Annotated in this window: 18 protein-coding genes and 1 pseudogene; all 19 read right to left on the bottom strand. The window is 44.1% G+C overall.

The window, feature by feature from the left end:
- Nucleotides 1-78: 78 nt before the first annotated feature.
- The 19 genes and pseudogenes from GKZ87_04855 to GKZ87_04765 all read right to left on the bottom strand — a co-directional run bounded on the left by GKZ87_04855 (nt 79) and on the right by GKZ87_04765 (nt 19,773).
- Complete coding sequence (locus tag GKZ87_04855; protein ID QSI27884.1) at nt 79-4,674, bottom strand: DUF1080 domain-containing protein; 4,596 nt, start codon at nt 4,672-4,674, stop codon at nt 79-81.
- Between the two features lie 1,416 nt (nt 4,675-6,090).
- Nucleotides 6,091-6,753 carry a GntR family transcriptional regulator gene (locus GKZ87_04850; GenBank protein ID QSI24876.1) on the bottom strand — a complete coding sequence of 221 codons (663 nt, stop codon included), beginning with the start codon at nt 6,751-6,753 and terminating at the stop codon, nt 6,091-6,093.
- 21 nt (nt 6,754-6,774) lie between these two features.
- Nucleotides 6,775-7,860 carry a DUF871 family protein gene (locus GKZ87_04845; GenBank protein QSI24875.1) on the bottom strand — a complete coding sequence of 362 codons (1,086 nt, stop codon included), beginning with the start codon at nt 7,858-7,860 and terminating at the stop codon, nt 6,775-6,777.
- A gap of 34 nt (nt 7,861-7,894) precedes the next feature.
- Nucleotides 7,895-8,365, bottom strand: a complete 471-nt coding sequence (locus GKZ87_04840; GenBank protein ID QSI24874.1) for a DUF3284 domain-containing protein — start codon at nt 8,363-8,365, stop codon at nt 7,895-7,897.
- A gap of 224 nt (nt 8,366-8,589) precedes the next feature.
- Nucleotides 8,590-8,811 carry a hypothetical protein gene (locus GKZ87_04835; GenBank protein ID QSI24873.1) on the bottom strand — a complete coding sequence of 74 codons (222 nt, stop codon included), beginning with the start codon at nt 8,809-8,811 and terminating at the stop codon, nt 8,590-8,592.
- A 32-nt stretch (nt 8,812-8,843) separates the two neighbouring features.
- On the bottom strand, nt 8,844-9,155 hold the full coding sequence (locus GKZ87_04830; protein ID QSI24872.1) for a PTS lactose/cellobiose transporter subunit IIA: 312 nt from the start codon (nt 9,153-9,155) through the stop codon (nt 8,844-8,846).
- A 76-nt stretch (nt 9,156-9,231) separates the two neighbouring features.
- The gene (locus GKZ87_04825; GenBank protein QSI24871.1) at nt 9,232-10,653 is read right to left on the bottom strand and encodes a PTS sugar transporter subunit IIC; all 1,422 of its coding nucleotides are present in this window, start codon (nt 10,651-10,653) and stop codon (nt 9,232-9,234) included.
- A 92-nt stretch (nt 10,654-10,745) separates the two neighbouring features.
- Nucleotides 10,746-11,048, bottom strand: coding sequence for a PTS sugar transporter subunit IIB (locus GKZ87_04820; GenBank protein ID QSI24870.1), 303 nt, complete (start codon nt 11,046-11,048; stop codon nt 10,746-10,748).
- Nucleotides 11,049-11,625: 577 nt separating this feature from the next.
- Entirely contained in the window at nt 11,626-12,120 is a 495-nt protein-coding gene (locus GKZ87_04815; protein QSI24869.1) for a methylated DNA-protein cysteine methyltransferase, read from the bottom strand.
- 75 nt (nt 12,121-12,195) lie between these two features.
- Nucleotides 12,196-12,969, bottom strand: coding sequence for a hypothetical protein (locus GKZ87_04810; GenBank protein ID QSI24868.1), 774 nt, complete (start codon nt 12,967-12,969; stop codon nt 12,196-12,198).
- Nucleotides 12,966-13,532, bottom strand: a complete 567-nt coding sequence (locus tag GKZ87_04805) for a TetR family transcriptional regulator (protein ID QSI24867.1) — start codon at nt 13,530-13,532, stop codon at nt 12,966-12,968. The genes GKZ87_04810 and GKZ87_04805 overlap by 4 nt, the downstream gene beginning before the upstream one ends.
- A gap of 262 nt (nt 13,533-13,794) precedes the next feature.
- On the bottom strand, nt 13,795-14,439 hold the full coding sequence (dhaL, locus tag GKZ87_04800) for a dihydroxyacetone kinase subunit L (GenBank protein ID QSI24866.1): 645 nt from the start codon (nt 14,437-14,439) through the stop codon (nt 13,795-13,797).
- Between the two features lie 5 nt (nt 14,440-14,444).
- A complete protein-coding gene (locus tag GKZ87_04795; GenBank protein ID QSI24865.1) occupies nt 14,445-15,452 on the bottom strand; it encodes a dihydroxyacetone kinase in 1,008 nt (335 codons plus the stop codon).
- 14 nt (nt 15,453-15,466) lie between these two features.
- Complete coding sequence (locus tag GKZ87_04790; protein QSI24864.1) at nt 15,467-15,916, bottom strand: RpiB/LacA/LacB family sugar-phosphate isomerase; 450 nt, start codon at nt 15,914-15,916, stop codon at nt 15,467-15,469.
- A 151-nt stretch (nt 15,917-16,067) separates the two neighbouring features.
- Nucleotides 16,068-16,982, bottom strand: coding sequence for a cupin domain-containing protein (locus GKZ87_04785; GenBank protein QSI24863.1), 915 nt, complete (start codon nt 16,980-16,982; stop codon nt 16,068-16,070).
- Between the two features lie 16 nt (nt 16,983-16,998).
- Nucleotides 16,999-18,021, bottom strand: a pseudogene (locus GKZ87_04780) (PTS sugar transporter).
- Nucleotides 18,022-18,058: 37 nt separating this feature from the next.
- Nucleotides 18,059-18,361, bottom strand: a complete 303-nt coding sequence (locus GKZ87_04775) for a PTS fructose transporter subunit IIB (protein ID QSI24862.1) — start codon at nt 18,359-18,361, stop codon at nt 18,059-18,061.
- 35 nt (nt 18,362-18,396) lie between these two features.
- Entirely contained in the window at nt 18,397-18,879 is a 483-nt protein-coding gene (locus GKZ87_04770; protein QSI24861.1) for a PTS sugar transporter subunit IIA, read from the bottom strand.
- Nucleotides 18,880-18,900: 21 nt separating this feature from the next.
- Nucleotides 18,901-19,773, bottom strand: coding sequence for a ketose-bisphosphate aldolase (locus GKZ87_04765; GenBank protein ID QSI24860.1), 873 nt, complete (start codon nt 19,771-19,773; stop codon nt 18,901-18,903).
- Nucleotides 19,774-19,790: the final 17 nt, after the last annotated feature.

Here is a 19,790-nt window from a genome sequence, read left to right as displayed (position 1 = left end):
TCGTTATATTTGCATACGGGATCAAGTCTGCTTTTTCTATTTCATTTCTCCAGCAGGATCAAAGAGCTCCTTTCTCTCTTAATCTGCTTTTCTTCTTCTGCGAAGAAGAATTACCCCTGTAATGCTCAATAAGCATAATGTAGCCAAACCAGCTGTATTGCTGTTATCCCCGGTGTTTACATTCTCCATCTTATCGCCGTTTCCATTCTGTGAGACTTCTGGATTCTTGGTTTGTCCAGCATCCGAAGGAGTCTGCATATCCTGATTTTGCGGTTTATCACCAGGTATTGGATCTGGATGTTCTGTTCCTGGCTGATCAGAAGACTGATCCTTATAGGTTACGATTGCATACACGGAAAAGTGCGTAATCGCTGCCTGTGCGTAGCCGTCCTTCACAGTTGTTTTTAATACATCAACATCTCCGCGCTCATTAAGATAAGCAATATACACCTTCTCTTTCATCAGGGCAGAGGAAAGCTTTAATCGAAGCAGAATAGTTCCATCCGGCTGATATGTCTGATTCTCCCTTAATAGCTCGATATCATATGCCTGATGCACTTGGAAAAGCAATTTGGAATTTGCGTTTAGTTTATCTGTCACAGAATCCGAAACATCCTTCATATGAAGCTCAACGTTCTCCGGAAGATCGCCAATCAGCTGCACGACTGCTTTTTTATCACTGATTGTTAAATCTGCTATTTTTAGATTTTGTACCGCTGCTTTCAGCTCTTGCAAAGCGGCTTTTACCTCTGCTGCATGAGCAAATTCTTTATCCGTGACACGCTTTGCTTCCGCAATCGCTTTTTTCAAAGCATTCCAGCTTTCTTCTGTGTATTTTTTATTCGTTATGGCCTCTGCCGCTTTTAATTCTTCCTGCAAAGCGCGCTGATCTGTTGTAATAACAGCTTTAATACGTATGGATAATCCGCTTTCTGTCACACCTGTAATATCATAGGCACCCGGTGTTTGAAATGCTACCTTATCAAAATTCCAGGTAATGGATTCTTCCTTTTCTATGCCGTTAACATCCTCAACCCGTACCTTTCCTGGAAGCAGTTTTTGTGCGTCCGCTTTCTTTTGATCATCACGCAGCTGGATATCCTCAATGACACTCACTACCTTGATGACAGGATAGCCATCTCTTACATAAATATTGGAAACCTCAACCTCAGCGTTATAGATACCGAAGCCAAACAGCCCTTTTGAATACTGACGGTCTGCGGCCTCAATCGTATGTGTTAATACCGTTTCACCATTGATTCGTACGATAATTGTTGTATCGTCCTTGGTAATATCTATATGATATTCACCTGTATCCGAAACCTTCTTCATGCTTGCTTCTGCAAATGTATGGTCATTGCGGAAATCAAACAGACGTACGCTACGTTCACCACTGCGCAGCTGTACCGCATAGCTTCCGGCAAATGCATCAGGCTGTGATTCCATAATCATATTGAAGATTCCCTTTGTCATTCGGATATCTGCGGAATAGGTGTAAACCCCTGTTTTGGCTTTCGTATCCGCAAGGGTAAAACCATTCTCTCCGCCAATCGAGCCGATGTATTTCTCCCCGTCAATATACCAGCCGTTAGCTGTTGTTTTAAAACCGTCCAAATTTGTTTTCAGGGCATTTTTCCGAATTGTTACCTTGCATTCCGCTTTCACAGAAGGTGCCTTCGCACTTGCGGCTGTAATTGTCACAAATCCTTCCTTTAATGCAGTAAATTCTGCCTGGTTTCCCTTTTTCTCAAGCTTCAAGGCAGCAGGATCACTGACACTCCATAAAATATCCTGTGGCTGTGTAACTGGCAATACATAGGCATTCAGCTGGAAGCTGTCCTGAACATAAGCGTCAACAGCAGTTTTGTTTAAACCAACCTTCTGAATATCTGTCACAGCTTCTTTTGCTTTCCAGATACTGTCTAACGGGTAAATGGTAATATTCGCTTTTGTCTTGCCGCCGATACTGAATACCTCAGCTCCCAGGCTTGTCGGTGTCGGAAAAATCTGATTAGCCCCTGCAACTGTATAGTCATTCGCAAATACCTCGACACTTGCTTTATCTACAAAGATATGCAGATCAATAGAACCATCCGCTTTTTCAGAAATCGTCTGTGCGTCTATCTGTGCAAATTTATCAGAAAGAATAATACCTGACCTGGAGCGGTCAATGGATAGCTTTTTGCTGGATATATCATAGCTAATGACAGTTTCTTCCTTATTTCCTGTGCGTACCTTAAAGCCTACCTTATGCGTTGCACTGTCCGGTTTCAGATTTGCCACGATTTCATAGGTATCTCCCTTGAAATCCTTCAGGATATTATTATTTTCCTCAATCACTGCATTCTCGAATGAAACTGGTGTTCCCCGCAGTTTTTCATATTGTTTAACAGGCTTCTGTGTCAGCACATATTTACCATCTGCTGCTTTTGTCAGCCCCAGAGTCAGATTCAGATTGAATGTACCGTTAAAGGTATCATTTCCTGTTTTATCCGCAACACTGTTACAATAATCATCCCAGGTATTCATCCAGTTCAATTCAACGAGCTTAGGCAGTGTTGGGTTTTCCTCTGTTCCAAAATCCTGAACATAATATGTCATTGCGGCATAGGAATCCTTACCAAAATTCATGATTCCATCATTTGCTGTGTCATTCCCTTCATATTGGGAATCTGCCACAAATTTCCATTTTCCATTATCTTCCTTGAAATCACCAACCTTATAGTATCGTCCCCCTCGTGACAATACCCACTTCACTTTACCATCGGAGGACTTGATTGGATACAAATCCGGACATTCGGTATGCAAATCCTTGTACGTGGATTCCACCTTCCAGTCCAGCAAATTTTCAGAGGAGTAAATGCGCAGCGGCCCTCCGGCTACAACCATGAACCACTTGCCTTCCCACCGGAATACCTTAGGATCACGAAAATCTCTGCTGTTTAACGGATCCTTTGACCAGTCAGCTACAATTTTATCTGTCTTTTTCCATGTCTTTCCTTCATCCGTACTGTATGCGAGCTTAATCCGCTGTCCGTTTCCATTTGCTGTAATAAGGGCTACAAGTCCTCCTGTATTTCCATCACCAAACAATCGGCTTGTGTTGTGTTCATCCACAACGATACAGCCGGAGAACATAGAGCCGTTCTCATCTGGATAAAATGCAATCGGCTGTTCCTCCCAGTAAAGCAGATCGGTGCTGGTCGCATGTGCCCAGTGCATCGGCCCCCACTTCGTATCACTGTAAAACTGATAGAACATATGATACTTTCCGTTATAGTACACAAGTCCGTTAGGATCATTCGCCCAGCCTTCTTTTACCGAATAGTGATACTGGTCACGATATTCCTCATTGTAATATGCTGCGGAGTCCTTTCTGCGAATGATGATTACCTTATAGGTCAAGGTAGCATTACAGTTATCGTCAGTTACTGTTGAAGTCACTGTAATAATATTTTTACCTACCTTAACAGGTATGTTCTGCAGGCTGCTGTAGGTCTTTCCATCCTCTGTTTCCGCCTTTAGCACAGCATTTGAGGATTTTGGGGAAGCCTTCAGGTTTACCGTAGCTGCTTCATTGGACACATACTGCATATATACACTTTCTGTAGGTTGAAACTGTCCGGCTGCCTCTACCGTTCCCGTGGAGGCAGTAACAGTCAAATCTTCCAGTAGAGGTGTAAAGCTATCATCGAATTCTTTATAGTAGGTGTTTTGGAAGCTTACTTCACCATTAAAGTTCAATAAACCAAAATACCCTTTATCCAAGTACGTGCTTTGTCCCAAATCGGCATTCTGAATTGTATAATCGCCCGTATTTCCCACAAGCTGTCCGTCAAGATAGTAGGAAATCCAGCCGTTATACGCTACAACCTCCAGCTTATAGGTGTCTTTTACTTCAACCTGACGACTGTCAATCATTTGATAATCGTCATTATTTTGCCATCTCCAGAATTTATAGGAACCACTGCCGCCGTCGATATTCACTGCATAGTTGTTTTTATTTTCTTTATCCTCCGTACTGCGAAATACAAGAGCTGCCGCACCCTCCGGTTTATGGAACTTCACATCTGTACGGTATACGAAGTTTGCTCCTTCACTTTTTGTATACAGGAAGCTGTCACCCTTACCGGCTGCATTGGAATATAAACCATCCTCTCTGATTTCCCAGGTTCCGCTCGTATAGCTTAAATCATTTAGGTTTGTATGATATCTGTCATCCAATGCCACCTCATTATTTACAACATTGTAATCTGTTCTATTTTCAAATGCCACATTGGAGAAGACTGCTTCCGAATCAAAGGTAAGCAAGCCGACAAAGCCGCCCTTCCAGTCAGGAATTTTACCATTTATAGATTTCATACTTTCTCCGCTGTTACCAAAGGTATAGGTAAAATTTCCATCTGCTTTGACATCAATACAAAGATGCATGGATTTAGAAAGATCGATATCTTCTAATCCAGCTTTATATTCGGTCATTCCACCACCGAAAACACGAATTTTTTTATCATCAGCCTCTTTCTTATCGAAATTCGCACCATACCAGGTCGTACTGTTTCCAGTCTTGCTGGAAGCACCAAACACAAGTGCTGCAGAACGTGAATTTTCTCCTGTAAGCTGAACATCTGCTTCTAATTTAAAATCATTTGCCTTCTTAGAAAGACCGTCATACATTGCGAAGTGGTCGCCGCTTGCGCCTGATAGAGTTACCGTTTTATTATCTTCATCTACAGTAACTTCCCCTTCCCCAATATTGGTAAAGCTCGTAAGTCCCTGTGCCTGATTTGTGATTGTCACATTTGAAAAGGCCGCAGAGCTGTTAAAGGTCAAGGCACCAAGATAACCACCTGTATAATCCTCCAGTTTTCCGCTGATTGCTGGATTTTCATTAGCTACTTCCTTATTGTAGAGATAATACTTGAAATTACCTTCTGTATCAACATCCAGTTTCATGTGAACCGTTTTTGCCATATCAAGAGAAGTAATCGTCGCCTCTCCAAAATTGACGACCTCTTTTCCTTCCTCCACATGGAATACTCTGGCTTTTTGACCGTCAAAGTTTGCAGAAAACCAATTCTTCTCTGGCTTGTCTTTATCCTTTATTCCAAAGGTTAGGGCAGCGGACTGCCCTGCATTCATAGCAACATCTGCTTCATAGGTAAATGCAGTCATCGTTCCCAGAGCTTCATTAACGGTATGAGAATCTCCAGATAAGCCACGAATGACAAAGCCGTTTTCATCATGTTCCACAGTGCCATAGGCTACATCATTTACTTTGATATTGGAGAACACTGCTTTTGAGCCGTAGGTCATAATACCAAGGCGTCCTCCTGCATATCCATCCTTTAACGTTGCTGTTCCTACTGTCACTTCCTTTTTATTAAGATTGTTAAGCGTATACGTTACTGTATTCTCCGTAATGGAAACTTTCATGTGTACCGTTTCCATAACATTTATGCCGTTTTCAAAAAACCATGTATTGGCTTGTCCTTTTTCCCCTGGACATGTAATCTCTCTTTCTAATGCATCCCCCCATATTCTGGCCGGTTGTGTCCAATCAATTTTTTTATGAAAATTAGCTCGAATAGATGTAGCGTCTGTGATGTCATCACTCGTAATGCCAGCTATTAAAGCTGCGGATTGTTCTTCATTGGAATCGGTTAATGTTACATCAGCTTCAAATGTAACATCTCCCTCATAAGATCCTAAAGAATCCAGAATCAGCATATTATCCACACCCATATTCTCCATCGTAATCTCATCAGAAAATTTCTGTGTATAGTTGTTTTGATAATTTTCTGCAGCCTTCAGCCACAGAGCTTCCATGTGCATCCCACTTACTGCAAGCAATGTGCACATGCTCAGTTTTGTTATTTGTCCCAAAAATCGCCATCGCATACAACAATTCCTCCTTACCTTTCTCTCAACATCAGTATATCAAACAGAGTGAATTGTTATAAAGTGAACTTTGTAACCTCTTACACTAACAATTGTAATCGTTTTTATAGTTAAACCATCATAACTGTATCCAATATGACCTTCTAAATAATAAAAACACCCGGCTGGGCGTACCGGGTGCATCTCATCAAATTATAATGTAATTTCTATCACGTTTTCAAAAGGGTTATTATAGGCACGAACGTATACAAGCGGCTTCCCGCTCATACTGCTGATAACCGACTCCACACAAATAATAGGAGTATTCATTTTGATTTTCAGCAGATTTGCGAACTGTACCGGAACCAGCATAGGGATAAACTTCTGTGTAACACGTCCGTTCTTTACATAGTCATTCAAATCCAGCAGATTTTTCAGATTCTTCATATCCGCATCGGATATCTGATTACGGATAAAGAAAATTTCCTCAACACTCGTTGGCTTAGAATTGACGGTATTCAACCGGACAACACTCAGCACCTGGTCATCCTGGTCGATTTCCAGGATAGGAGCAATATCTGCGGCATCCTTTACATTAAAATACATAACGATGAACTCGCTGATTTCTTCCTGCAGCATTTCCGCAGCTGTATTCTTCTTTAACAGCTTCCGGTCAGCCACAAAGGTTCCCTTGTTTTTATCGCGGTAGAGGAAACCCTCCTCAACAAGCTCATCAATTGCTTTTCGCACAGTCATACGGCTCGCATCAAAGCGAACCGCCATATCACGTTCTGAATCAATCGGTGAATTGGCAGCCTTATCCTCAATTTCCTGCATAATCAGGTCTTTGATTTTCCGGTAGATAGGAGTTGCCATACTTTCACCTCTTTCCTGATTCTAGCGCATAAAGCCGAAGGATTTCCATGGTTTGATGTAATCCAGCAGCATGGTCTCATTTTCCGGTATATGCCCGATGACATTCTTTCTGCCATCATTCGGCATATCCTTCAACACAATATGCAATTCTCCTTTGTAACGGGAATATTCATCATTCACAATGACAACATCGCCGCGTTTTAAATCTCTGGTATTTTTTGGCGGAACACTTTCCTTCGCATAGGTAACACGCGGCATCGTGCTTCTCGCCATATACTCGCTCATATCTCCGCGGACAAAATGCGGATGCTCGTAGATAATTTTTTCTTCTGTCGGGTGAAGCTCTGCCTCAAAATCAATCTTAAACGTTAGCTTGCCAGGATCAATTTTTGAAAGCGTAGAGAGTTCTTCCTCACTCGCATAAGCATTTGCAATGATGACATCATCCACCAGCCTTGTGGCGAACAGATGTCTTGCCTGCACATCAATCGGCAGGTCACGGTGTATTTCTAAAGTGCACAGCCCCTCGTTAACTGGCCATGGGCCGTAGGTTCCCTCTTCCTGGGAGGAAACAAAGGCTGCCACTTTCATATTCAGATTCTTGATATCCTGACTGCATTTTTCAAAATGCGCATAACTGATTCCACTGTAACGCTGCGGATAAAAGTTATGACAGGTAATGATGTTATCCAGCTTTGGATAATGGCTCATAATATTGTCCAGATATTTCGTACCCAGACTTGCATTGATTTCGATTTTCAAGTTTTGCGGGTTGTAGGTCATTAAGGATTCCTTTAAGGAATCAAATCCCTCATCCAGACGGATACCGTCGGCATGCATTTCGGCGAAAAACGACAGATCATCATAGGAAACCTGCAGCTTTTCAAATACAAACGGCGCGACGTCCAGTATGACTTCCATTCCATAGGAATGTGCGTGGTCAATCAATTCTCTGAATTCTGAAAGAATTTCCTCCCGCTGTTTTTCAACACTCAGCAGACAGGTAAAAATTCGTTTAAATCCGTATTTTGCGGCAAGTGTTACATATGCCTTATCTTTTTCCAGAGTAGAATGCTCCGGATAAAGAGAAATTCCTAATCTAGCCATGATTAGCTCCTCCTTTGACAAGCAGCCAATACTATTACGATTCGGTTGCTTCTGACTTCTCTTTTGCTTCGTTCTGAATGTAGCTTTCCATATTACGCAGAAGCTTTACTGCCTTTTTCTTTGCGCCGCGGTTATAAAAGAAGGACATAATTTTAAAATTCACACTCTTTGCCCCACTGGCTCCGGAAAAATCCTCCATATACGTTACACCGATATGATCCTCATCCAGCTGTTCGATTTCATAGGAAATCGTATTGATACCCTGACTGCTTTCAAATTTCGCCTTATAGATCCTTGGAGCTTCAAAATCAGTGATGGTAACCTTAACCTTGCCTTCACGCTTCATTTTGTTTTTCATTTCCTTCATGTAGGAATACCCCTTATGAATCTGCTTAGGGCGAACCTTCTTGCCTGTGGATGCTGTGACATCATATGCGACAGATTCTGCGATTTTCTCGAAAAACACATCTGCATTGACATATAATTTTTCTTCAACTTTGATCATGCTGCTTCTCCTTTTATTTCTTTTTTACATTCTTTTTGTCCTTGTACACCATAAAAGCTCCAAGACATACAACAGTGACTCCACAAATACAATACAATATTTTTTGTGAAAAGTCATTATAAGTTTGAGAATACATCATGATGATGCAGCCGATTGTTACAGCAAATAAACCCCAGCGTGTCATAAATATCACCTTTTTCCTATTTTGTTATCGCTATTTTTCGTTATTTCGTTGTTACCTGGAAATACATGACACTGCCGATCGGCGTTGCCTTGATGGTTTTCTTGGCAATAGCACATGCCTTGTCTAGATCCTCTGTGGTTACATGAAATGCAAGCTTGATTCCCGTTTTACCCTCGTATTTGAAGCTGACGCCTTCCTCCGTCGTCTTCTCCAGCAGATCAATAATAAATTCCTGATTTAATCCGCAACTGATGTATATCATTCTGTTCACCTCTGGTTTCCCTTATTCTTTTCTTACTTTCTGATTTCCTTATATAAATCCATAAATTCCTGAGACAGGATTTTGAATGCCTCCGCACTCATCAGCTGATCCTCTGCATGTGTCAGCAGCAGTGTCATTTGGGTAGCCTCTCCGCCGGCTTCCTGCTGAATCAGCTTTGCATGGGAATGATGTCCCTCGGTAAAGGATTCATCACCCTGCTTAATAAGCTCCTGTGCCTGTTCAAAATTACCGGCCTTAGCTTCCTGAATAGCTTCGATGTATAAAGAACGCGCCATTCCCACGCTTGAAATAATTTCAAAACAGATCAGTTCTAAACCTTCCATATTGTCCTCCTTATAGTAAGTAAGGGAAGAGTAAATATCCTCTTCCCTTTCTATTTACTTTTGTTGCTATAGTTTTTTATTCTTCTACATTGTTCATTCTGTTTGCCACAAGAACGAATGGAATCCAGCAAAGCACTGCTACAACCAGGTTGATTGCGGCGATAACTCCGGCCATCAGACTACCACCTGTTGCCAAGATTGCGTAGATTACTGGTGGAACAACCCAAGGTACTGTGATGAATACCGGTGGGATCAATCCGGAAGCTGTTGCCAGATAAGCGATTACTGCAAGAATAACCGGGGTAATCAGCCAAGGGATGAAGTAGATTGGATTTAATACGATTGGCAAACCGAAGATAACCGGCTCGTTGATGTTGAAGCAGCCCATTGGCAGACTCAGCTTCGCAACAGCTCTTGCGTCGTCTCTCTTAGAGAAGATCATAATCGCAATCAGCAGTGCAATCGTACATCCGGAACCACCCATCCAGACAAAGGCATCGAAGGATCCACGTGTCCAAATGAACATCTGATCAACCACATCATTCAAAGATTTTCCTGCAGCCATAGCTGTATTGTAGATGTTGGTGTTGTCGTTCAGCAATGGGATATAGCCGCCATCCAGGATCGGTGCCAGTACATTTGGTCCGTGCAGACCGAAGAACCAGAATACCTGTACAGCAAATACAAGAATGATGATAGCGCCAAGTCCCTGAGACAGATTCTGGAATGGAACCTGCAGATACTGATTGATCAGCTCTGGCAGACCGTTACCTAAGAATTGTGTGCAGAGGTACTGGATGATACCAGCTGTATAAATTGCAATCGTACCAGGAATAATAGCAGCAAATGCTTTGGATACTGCTGGTGGTACCTGCTCCGGCAGCTTGATTGTAACCTTCTTAATCATCAGTTTAGCATAAATGATAACAGAAATCAGTCCGATAATCAATGCAGAGAACAGCCCGCCTGAATTTGTCCATGCATATGGCAGGAAGCCCCATCCGGTCGCATTGTTCAGGATAATTGCATCCTTGGTATCATTCAATGCAACATCAAGTCCTGCGCTCTTTAAGGTGTTCAGTGCATCAACTGCAACGTCAGGAAGCTGATAGTTAAATGTAGCGCTCTGAGATAAGATTGTAATGAAGGAAGCCAGTGCAACAAGACCTCCAGCAAGCGGGTTCACATCATAGGCCTTTGCCAGATGGTAACCGAAGGAAAATGCAAATGCAATGGCCAGCATTGCCAGTGTTCCCCACCATACATTTCCGTTAATGCCGATCAGCCACTGAAACGTTTCTGCTATATGCCAGTCTGGCAGATAGTTATTCGGTAGATCACGGAAGAATACGTTCAATAAGGTAGCGACAGCACCTGCCATGGTAATTGGCATAATACCGATGAATCCATCACGAATCGCTACCAGATGTTTTTGAGAACCGATTTTTGCCGCGATTGGCACAAAATGTTTCTCCATCCACGCTGTGAATTTTTCCATTTTTTCTTTCTCCTCCTAAAAAATGAATTATTTTACACTGTCCGGCAAAGGAGCCACCTTATACCGATAGTGACAATGCCACTGTGAGGGAACTACATCCCAAGAAGCTTTAACGCCTGTTCCAGAACCTTTTTACCGTTCATGGTTCCGTATGCCTGCATATCGATAACAGCCACCGGCTTACCACCTGCAATCCCTTTCATTTTGGATTCCAGGAAACGAACCTGAGGTCCAAGAAGCATCACGTCCATTTTTTCTACATTGTTTACAGCGTCCGCATCACCGACAGCCCAGATTTCTGCTTCGATTCCTTTTTCAGCCGCTGCTTCCTGCATCTTCTTAACCATCATGCTGGTAGACATTCCTGCAGAGCATACAAGTAAGATATTTGTCATGAGTTTTACCCCTTTCTAGTGGTCTATACCACTTGGTACACTCATATGATACAACACCCTTTTAAATAATGCAAGCGTTTTCTTTCTAAATTTCTATTTTTTTCTATACAGATTCCTCTTCCATTCTATAGGATATGCAAATAACCCTTTATTTATCGCATTATTTTAAGATTTAAAAATTTCTTTATGAGCTAAATAAATGTTGCAGCTTTGTGACAATATGACCTGAAAACGCTTTTATGTATGGATTATACCATGGTCTAAGTGGTCTAAACCACACGCACCTTTCGCTGTACCATATGGTGCAAGCATAGGAATGCGACAGAAGAGAGAAAGCTCACTGTATCGGTTCATTTTCCTCCTGTATATTGCGTTGCAAATAAAAAAAGCAGCAAATTCAATGCTTCATCAAAGCTTGCTGCTATCTACTTCTTCTCCTCTTCCAGCTTAACGTTTTTGTAATGGTTCTCATAGTCCTGTTTTCATGAAAAGCCGATGCATTCCTGTGTGAATACGCCGTCGTTAATTCCAGTAACGGTATGCATTTCATAGCCTGTATCCTGTTATCAGGTGTAGATCATTTACAATCCGCTTCCTCCAGCTTGTACAGGACTGCTTCATACTCCTTTACAAAATAACGGATATTCGTTCTTCCTTTTTTGAGGATACAATGTCCTTCAGCCTCCAGCTTCTCTTTTTGTGCCTCCACACCACCGGGGTATTTTGGATTCAATTCTCCATTTGCCTTCAATGTTCTCCAATAAGGTGTCTCATCCTCACTACGCTGATAACTCGCCCAGGCTGCAATGGATACAAAAATTCCCGCTGTGATCGGATCTGTAAAATCCGCATGATTCACCTTTGCAAAATAGGCGCGTATTTCTCCTACTGTAATGACCTTGCCATATGGAATCCTTCGCATAACCCTGTCATAATCAATCGGCGGTGCAAAATACATATTGCTTCCTCCGTAGCGTTCAATGCTTTTGGCATCCGTTATGATTTGAAGCTTTGGCATATCCTTACTATCATGCAGCATGGCATTGAAATCCTTCGTATTCTCCTGTGCCATTTTATCACCTCCTATAACAAGCATAGTATGTTTTCCTTCTGTATGCAATGAGACGGTTTATAAAATTTTTATCCTTTATCCGTTTGCGCAGTGCTCTTCTTCATATTCTGTATATTCCCTTTGATGCTCTTTCGCCCAGCGGATCCAGTTTGACCATTCCACAGCAAGATGCTTCTGATGCGCTTTTACGATCATCCTGGGACAGATGCCGGGAAATTCCACAAGGGTTCGTACCTCGATACCTGCTTCTGTATTCTTGAATTGATGACGGACACCGCCAATCAGTGTGCCATCCTTCAGCTTTGCCACCCCCACAGACTGGAAGGGATAGGAAGCATCCCGCGGCTCCTGTATTCCGCTTTCCTCGTGAAAGGTGATAAAAAACTGTGTGGGAACCGGAGCATTTCCTGTGGTCTCAATCACCTCCAGGGTGTCATTGCGTGGTATCAAGGCATAGTGATCCGGATATGCTCCTACATTCACCCGCCGATGTACTTCATTGTCCTGCAGCATTAACGCTTCTATGATAGGGTGCAGAGTCTCTGCCTTTATTCCATCCGCATAAATCATCGTTATTGCCTTCCTTCGCCTTTTACCGGAGCACAGAGCCGCCACCTTCATCGCAATACTGCCCACAGCCAGCCGGATATGGATACAGGAGACGATGTCCTCATACGACATATGCAGCTTCCATTCTGTCAGCAGCTCGCATAAATGATCTGCATCGCTTTCCTTTGGCATTTGCTTTTTCAAAATGCGAAAAACCTTTTTGGCCCGTTTTCTTTTCCATGCATCGCATTCAGCTTTTGTAAATTCCTTGCCTTCGATATATATTTTCATTTCCATCATCCCTTTAATACCTTATATATAAGCTGTTTGATATGCTGAAGACGTTGTTCACTGACCTCTGTATCCGCATCGAACATACTCGTTAAGCCATGCAAGAGAAAGCCTGCTGTCAGCTCTATGTCCTGCAGGTTAAATTCCTGCTGTGCCTGTCCCTGAAGCAAAACCGTACAAATCCTTTTTTTAAGACGGGCAATCAGCTTTTCCGTAAGTACATAATGCCGCTCTGTATGAAATGCCCTGCTTGAGCGATGCGGTGCCATTTTTTCTGCATACGCAAAATAGGCATTGCATACAGCGTCCAGCTTCTCTAAAGCCGTCTGGTCTTCCGTTACCAGCAGCATTTCCATCTCCTGAATTTCCTTATCAATATAGTCGTTTAACGCCTCATCGAGAAATGCATCCTTTGAGGAAAAGTAATAGTAAAACAGACCGGTGGCAACGCCTGCCTGTTTCACTACCTGCTGGATGCTTACCCCCTTTTCCCCAGCTTCAAAATACAGTCGCACTCCGATATCCAGTAATTCCTGTTTCCGGATATCCGGCTGTTTTACAATTCTAGTCATTACAGCACCTCCACTGAATATAGTTCAATTATTACATACTGAATCATATTCAGTCAAGAGAAATTCCTTTTGCACCTTATATGTTCACGAAGGCAGTTTTATCACAGACAACTATACAAACGGCATAGACGAACATGGCGATAGCCACAAGGCTTCCTTATTACCGCTTTTATACTTCCGTTATAAAAAATCATTCCTATCACTAGGCACTTTCCAAAAAAAAGATACAGTCTTCACCTTCGTGATTCTGTATCTCTTATAGCTAGTCTGTCTCAATGACCTCGCACAGCTTTTCTGCCATGGTTTTTAATAAAATCCAGCAGCTAGTCGCTCCTGCATCCAGATAGCCACGGCTTCTCTCCCCCAGCCTTGCCGCTCTTCCGATTTTTGCGACAAGCTCCTTTGTATGCTCCTTCCCCTCCTGAGCACCATCACATAAGGCCTGCAGGCATTGGGCAAAGCTGCTTCCTTCCTTTACCGCCTTCTCAAAGGCCCGGGTTGCTGGCGCAAGGGTATCAATCAGTGTCTTATCCCCCTCCTTCGCTCCAGCCAGCTCCTGCAGTCCCAGCAGCGCATCCTGCAGTGCTTTTAAAAATACTTCCCTAGTGATCCTTTCTTCCTTTTTTGTCGCCTTGCTCAGCCTTGAAAACATCGTTCCGTAAATCGGACCCATGCTTCCGCCGATATCCATGACCAGGGTACGGGAAATTGTTTTCATACTCTCCGTAAAACTCATATCCTCCATCAGGCGCTCCTTCGCCATCAGAAAGCCCTTGTTCATGTTGACTCCGTGATCTCCATCTCCCGTTGCCCCATCGATCTCGCTCAGATAGGCCGCATGCTGATGGATCGCATCACACATGGCTAGAGCGATCGCTCCCTGCTTCTCATTTCTGATATATTCCATTATGATTATCTCCTCACCTGTGTCAGTCCCACACATGCACAATCCATATCCAGACATTCCTTCAGCTCCTCATCCAGCTTCATCACCGTTAATGTTACACCGTTCATTTCCAGCGATGTGAAATAGTTTCCCACATAGGATCGATATACCGAGATTCCTGCTTCCTTCATACAGCGCTCCACCTCATCATAGAAGATATACTGCTCCATCACCGGTGTTGCCCCCAGACCGCTGACAAGTACCGCTACCTCATCACCACTCGTAAACGGCACATCCCCAAGAACCATATCCACCATTTCCTTTGCCATTTCCTTTGCTGTTCCCAGCGGTTCCACACGTACCCCGGGCTCGCCATGATGTCCGATACCAAATTCCATCGTACCCGGTTCGATATGAAAGTTTGGCTTTCCATTCGCAGGAATGGTGCACGGGCCAAGACCCACACCGACACTTCGCGTATGATCGATCGCCTTTTGTGCCGCTTTGATAACCGCATCCAGATCCGCCCCCTGGCTCGCCTTCGCTCCGCCAACCTTCCACAGGAAGACTTCTCCGGCAACCCCTCTGCGCTTGGCGATATCTTCCTTTGGCGCACTCGCCACATCGTCATTCGCAACAACGGTCTTTACCTCGATGTCATCATCATCTGCAAGCTCCATTGCCATCTTCACATTCATATTATCCCCGGCATAGTTACCATACAAAACCGCTACCCCCATGCCTTGATCCACTGCACGGATACAGTCATAGAAGCTCTTTGCGGTCGGTGAGGAAAAGATTTCTCCCACTGCCACAGCATCCACCATATGCTCTCCGCAATAGCCGATGAAGGCCGGTTTATGACCGCTTCCTCCCCCGGTCACGATTCCCACCTTTTTCTGCTTGGCAAAGGAATTGCTGATAACGACTCTTGGATTGTGTTCATCCACATGAAGAATATCCCGATGACATTTTTCAAAGCCCTTCAGCATATCCTCAACGACCATGTTTGGATCATTTATTATTCTCTGCATTGTATCTGCCTCCCTTATTTCCGGTAATCCTGTTCAATTTCCATAATGCGCTCTACCTTTTCCGCACTGGCTCCACCGGCAAACGTACACTCCAGCCAGCGCTCCACCAGCAGCTTTGCATATTGCGGCGCAATGACTCTGGCTCCCATGCAAAGCACCTGACAGTTGTTGGATTTGATACTGCGCTCCACAGAAAACAGATCATGCCCAACAGCAGCGCGGATACCCGGTATCTTATTGGCGGTGATAGCCATTCCAATTCCTGTGCCACAAAGCAGAATGCCCCGTTCACAGCTATGATCCGTAATTTTTTCACACAGTCTCTGTGCGGTATCTGGATACAGGGAAGGCTCTTCATTATACACCCCGATATCGGTAACCGTATGACCTAGCTCTTCTACATATTCCTTTATTATTTCCTTCAGGCGGTATGCCGCCTCATCACATCCAATGACAATATTCATATATCCTCCTTATCCGTAACACTACTGTATCCCTTTGCTTTATGGATACGTTGCTATAAGTAATCACCTGCTGTACCTGCAAATGCAGACCATGCCTTCCTTTGTCTATAAGAAAGGCCGCAGCAATCGCTCACGGCCGTTTCCTAAGCTATTATAGTTTCGTGATTGCGAAAACAGTTTTTACAGGATGATTTTCAAAGTTCACAAGCTGATATTTCACACCTGCCGGAATGAAGAAGGTATCCTCCGGCTCCAGTACGAAGCTTTCCTCCAAATCCACCAGATTCACCGTCACCGGACCCTCTACACAATACAGGGCTGCATCTCCCTCATGCGTATCCGGATCCGAGCATCTTGGCCCATAGCCGCCTGCCGGCAGTATGAATTCTCCAAAATGTCCGTAATCATTGCTGGTAATGAAGCGCATCAGCATCGGGTGCTTGGTACCATGTACATTGTTCAGCTTTTCAAAATCTCTGACAGCATAGACTGCTCCGGTCTCTCTTGCCTCTTTTGGATCCACCGGCCATGCACCGATATCATCCGTGCAGCCCTGACGGGAGATATCCTGAATCTTTCCTCGCATATCCGGCAGCTTGTCATTGTTTGGTCCCTTATAAAATTTCGTTTCCTCATCGCTTGGAATGACAGCAGGCGGAATGGATTCACTCCATGCCTTTGGCGTGATGAAATACAGGATTCTAGCCTTTTGATCGGAGAAATTGTGGCAGCAGTGCCATGCGCCCTCTGGCATGAACAGACCCTCACCTGTTTCCAGGTAAGCAAACTGTCCGTTGCCGCTTCGCTGTACGACAGGGCCGTTCAGGATATAATAGGATTCATCTCCTGGATGAATATCCAGCGGTGCAAATACGCCGCCCGGTCCCAGCTCATAGATACCGAGCATAAAGGTATCCGTTGTCACCATAGTAAAGGTGTTATCGGAAGTAAATGCATTGTTTGGCGGATACAGAGCCGTTGAGTAATCACTCTTGCGGATCAGTGTCGGCTTCTTGTCCTCCACCTTGAAGGGGAAATTCCCCATGATATCAAATAATTTTGCCATAGCTTGTGTCCTCCCCTTATTCTTCTTCCGTTACCGGCTTACGCAGCAATACAAGCAATGCTGCACTGACTGCACCGGCAATCAGCAACGCCACGATAAACAGAATCGCATTATTTAAAGCAAACAGTACAAACAGACCTCCATGCGGTGCACGCATTGTCAAACCGAATACATAGGATAATGCACAGCCTACAGCAGAGCCTGCCATCAGAGAAGGAATGACCGTTAACGGATTAGCAGCTGCAAATGGAATGGCAAATTCTGTAATCATACCAAACGCTCCGGCAAACAGACCTGGAATAGCTGCACGTTCTTCCTTTGTAAATTTCTTTTTTGCAACAAGAGCCGCAACAGCGATAGCCAGTGGAGGTGCCATACTTCCGATGAAGTTCGCAGCCATCGGCATATAGTTTCCGGCATCCATGGCAGCCAGTGCAAAGGCATAGGCAACCTTGTTGCAAGGACCACCCATATCAAATGCAAGCATGCAGCCCTGAATGATTCCCAGCAATACAAGATTTCCGGTTCCCAGAGAGTTCAGCATATCTGTTAATGCAGTTGTTAAAGCGGATAATGGTGTACCGATCACATAGACCATAATCAGACCGATAGCCCCTACCCCTATAATTGGAATGATGAGTGTTGGCAGCAGAGATTTCAATGCCATTGGCAGATTGATTTTCTTTAACAGATTTACAAGGTAACCGGCAATGATACCGGCAATCAATGCGCCCAAGAAGCCAGACCCCTGCATATCCGCAAGTGCACCGCCGACCATACCGACAGCAATACCTGGCTTATCAGCAATCGAATACGCAACATAGGCACCCAAAACCGGAACCATCAGTGCAAATGCCTTTTTTCCTAACCAGAAGATCGTGGATGCAAAATTTCCGTATTCCTCCACGGAATTTGGAATATCATAGCCGCCGATGGCAAATCCCAGGGCAATCAGGATACCTCCGGCAATAACGAATGGCAGCATGTAGCTGACACCTGTCAACAGCGCCCCTTTTATTTCACTAAGTTATTCTTTCATGACTATTTTCGTCCTCCTAAATAACATACTGTATGAATTATTGCAGTGTTTCAAAGATGATATCCGGCTTCTGAATCACCTGATGCGGTGTATGTCTGACGATTTTCTCCTTATAAGCGTCAAAGCGTTCTGCCTTACTGATTCCCACGTCATTGGCAAAAACGATCAGGTCAGCCGTTTTGATATCCTTTTCCGAGAGCTTGTTTTCAATCCCTAAAGCTCCCTGCATTTCCACCTTGCACTCATACCCCCTTTTTTTGCATTCCTTTTTTATAGCCTCTGCGGCCATATACGTATGAGCGATTCCCGTGGCACAGGATGTGATCGCAACGATTTTCATTTGATTTCACCTCTTTTTCTTATCCATTGTGTTCCTTACGCACAATTCGATTGCAGGGTATTGATAGCCTGAATGATTTCTTCATAGCTTTGTGCATGCTCCAATACTTCGAGAAATTCCTCATGTGTCAGCAATCCTGCCAGTGTGGCAAGCACCCGCAGATACTGATCACCGCTTTGACTGCCGGCAATCGCCAGCATGAACACATAGCGTACATCGCCCTCCTCATCATGGGAGCAGTAGCGAAAGGTATGCTTGCAGCGACAGAAGCCTATACCCGGTTTTACCACTGCATCACATTTGCCGTGCGGTAATGCGATCAGGTTTCCCATATAGGTGGACCCCAGGGTTTCCCTTTCTTCCAGCGCCTTGATATATTCCTTCGCATTTGTAACGATACCTGCTTCTTCAAATTTAGCTGCCAGTGTCTCAAACATGGATTCCTTATTCGCAAACGGCTCCACATCCAGCATGACGGTATCTCTGCTCAGAACCTCTGATAAATTTACTTCGTTCATAACGATACTCTCCCCCTGCTGTTACTTTCCGTTTTTGAATACAGTCAGTACATCCTTTGCATATTCCTTCATAAAGCGATAGCTTTCTTCCTCCACCTCATGCCAGAAGGCTTTGCCGTCACGCTCATTCAGATACTCGCTTATGTGCTTACTGGTGGCTGTTGCCATATAGCTGTAGTAATTAACCTTGGAGCAGCCTGCTGTGATAGCGGCACGTACCTGTGCTTCGTCTACACCGCTGCCGCCATGCATAACGACACGGGATTCCTTTGGCATAGCCGCACGAATCGCCTTTACACGCTCGATATCCAGCAATGGTGGTTCCGCATAAATTCCATGTGCGGTACCAAAGCATACCGCCAATGCATCCACGCCGGTATTTGATGCAAATTCCGCTGCCTGCTGTGGATCGGTGAATGTCTTTTTAATGCTCTCATGTGTCCAGCCTACACTTCCTCCATGAGAGTCCTCCTCCGTACTCGTCATAATGCCAAGCTCTGCCTCCACAGTGATATCCAGTGCATGAGCAAGCTTCGTAAATTCCTTCAGCTTTGCCATGTTTTCTTCATACGGCAATGCACTCAGATCATACATGATACTGGAGAATCCGCAGCGAATCGCACGCATAACGAAGCTGTAATCACTTCCGTGATCCAAATGTACACATACCGGAACCTTCGCCTGCTTTGCATATTCAACCATCTTCGGTCCGATGCTTTCGATTGGAATCAGTGGATCATGTACCTGTGCATGGTCAATGATAATCGGAACGTTCAATTCCTCCGCTGCATCCACAACCGCACGCAGCGTTTCCATATTCGGTGTATTGATACAGCCGATGGCATATCCCTTTTCTTCTGCTTCCTTCAAGATTTCTTTCATGTTTACTAACATTTTCTATACTCCTCCTT

The sequence above is a fragment of the Erysipelotrichaceae bacterium 66202529 genome (assembly GCA_017161075.1).
Taxonomy (GTDB): Bacteria; Bacillota_I; Bacilli_A; order Erysipelotrichales; family Erysipelotrichaceae; genus Clostridium_AQ.
This window is presented reverse-complemented; position numbering and strand designations above follow the sequence as displayed.

Coding starts and splice junctions, on each gene's coding strand:
- GKZ87_04820 (QSI24870.1), bottom strand. CDS start 11,048: ATGACAAATATCTTACTTGTATGCTCTGCAGGAATGTCTACCAGCATG.
- GKZ87_04835 (QSI24873.1), bottom strand. CDS start 8,811: ATGATATACATCAGTTGCGGATTAAATCAGGAATTTATTATTGATCTG.
- GKZ87_04775 (QSI24862.1), bottom strand. CDS start 18,361: ATGAAAATCGTTGCGATCACATCCTGTGCCACGGGAATCGCTCATACG.
- dhaL (QSI24866.1), bottom strand. CDS start 14,439: ATGGAATATATCAGAAATGAGAAGCAGGGAGCGATCGCTCTAGCCATG.
- GKZ87_04790 (QSI24864.1), bottom strand. CDS start 15,916: ATGAATATTGTCATTGGATGTGATGAGGCGGCATACCGCCTGAAGGAA.
- GKZ87_04855 (QSI27884.1), bottom strand. CDS start 4,674: ATGTATGACGGTCTTTCTAAGAAGGCAAATGATTTTAAATTAGAAGCA.
- GKZ87_04795 (QSI24865.1), bottom strand. CDS start 15,452: ATGCAGAGAATAATAAATGATCCAAACATGGTCGTTGAGGATATGCTG.
- GKZ87_04845 (QSI24875.1), bottom strand. CDS start 7,860: ATGGCTAGATTAGGAATTTCTCTTTATCCGGAGCATTCTACTCTGGAA.
- GKZ87_04815 (QSI24869.1), bottom strand. CDS start 12,120: ATGGCACAGGAGAATACGAAGGATTTCAATGCCATGCTGCATGATAGT.
- GKZ87_04840 (QSI24874.1), bottom strand. CDS start 8,365: ATGATCAAAGTTGAAGAAAAATTATATGTCAATGCAGATGTGTTTTTC.
- GKZ87_04805 (QSI24867.1), bottom strand. CDS start 13,532: ATGACTAGAATTGTAAAACAGCCGGATATCCGGAAACAGGAATTACTG.
- GKZ87_04770 (QSI24861.1), bottom strand. CDS start 18,879: ATGAACGAAGTAAATTTATCAGAGGTTCTGAGCAGAGATACCGTCATG.
- GKZ87_04850 (QSI24876.1), bottom strand. CDS start 6,753: ATGGCAACTCCTATCTACCGGAAAATCAAAGACCTGATTATGCAGGAA.
- GKZ87_04785 (QSI24863.1), bottom strand. CDS start 16,982: ATGGCAAAATTATTTGATATCATGGGGAATTTCCCCTTCAAGGTGGAG.
- GKZ87_04825 (QSI24871.1), bottom strand. CDS start 10,653: ATGGAAAAATTCACAGCGTGGATGGAGAAACATTTTGTGCCAATCGCG.
- GKZ87_04830 (QSI24872.1), bottom strand. CDS start 9,155: ATGGAAGGTTTAGAACTGATCTGTTTTGAAATTATTTCAAGCGTGGGA.
- GKZ87_04810 (QSI24868.1), bottom strand. CDS start 12,969: ATGATGGAAATGAAAATATATATCGAAGGCAAGGAATTTACAAAAGCT.
- GKZ87_04765 (QSI24860.1), bottom strand. CDS start 19,773: ATGTTAGTAAACATGAAAGAAATCTTGAAGGAAGCAGAAGAAAAGGGA.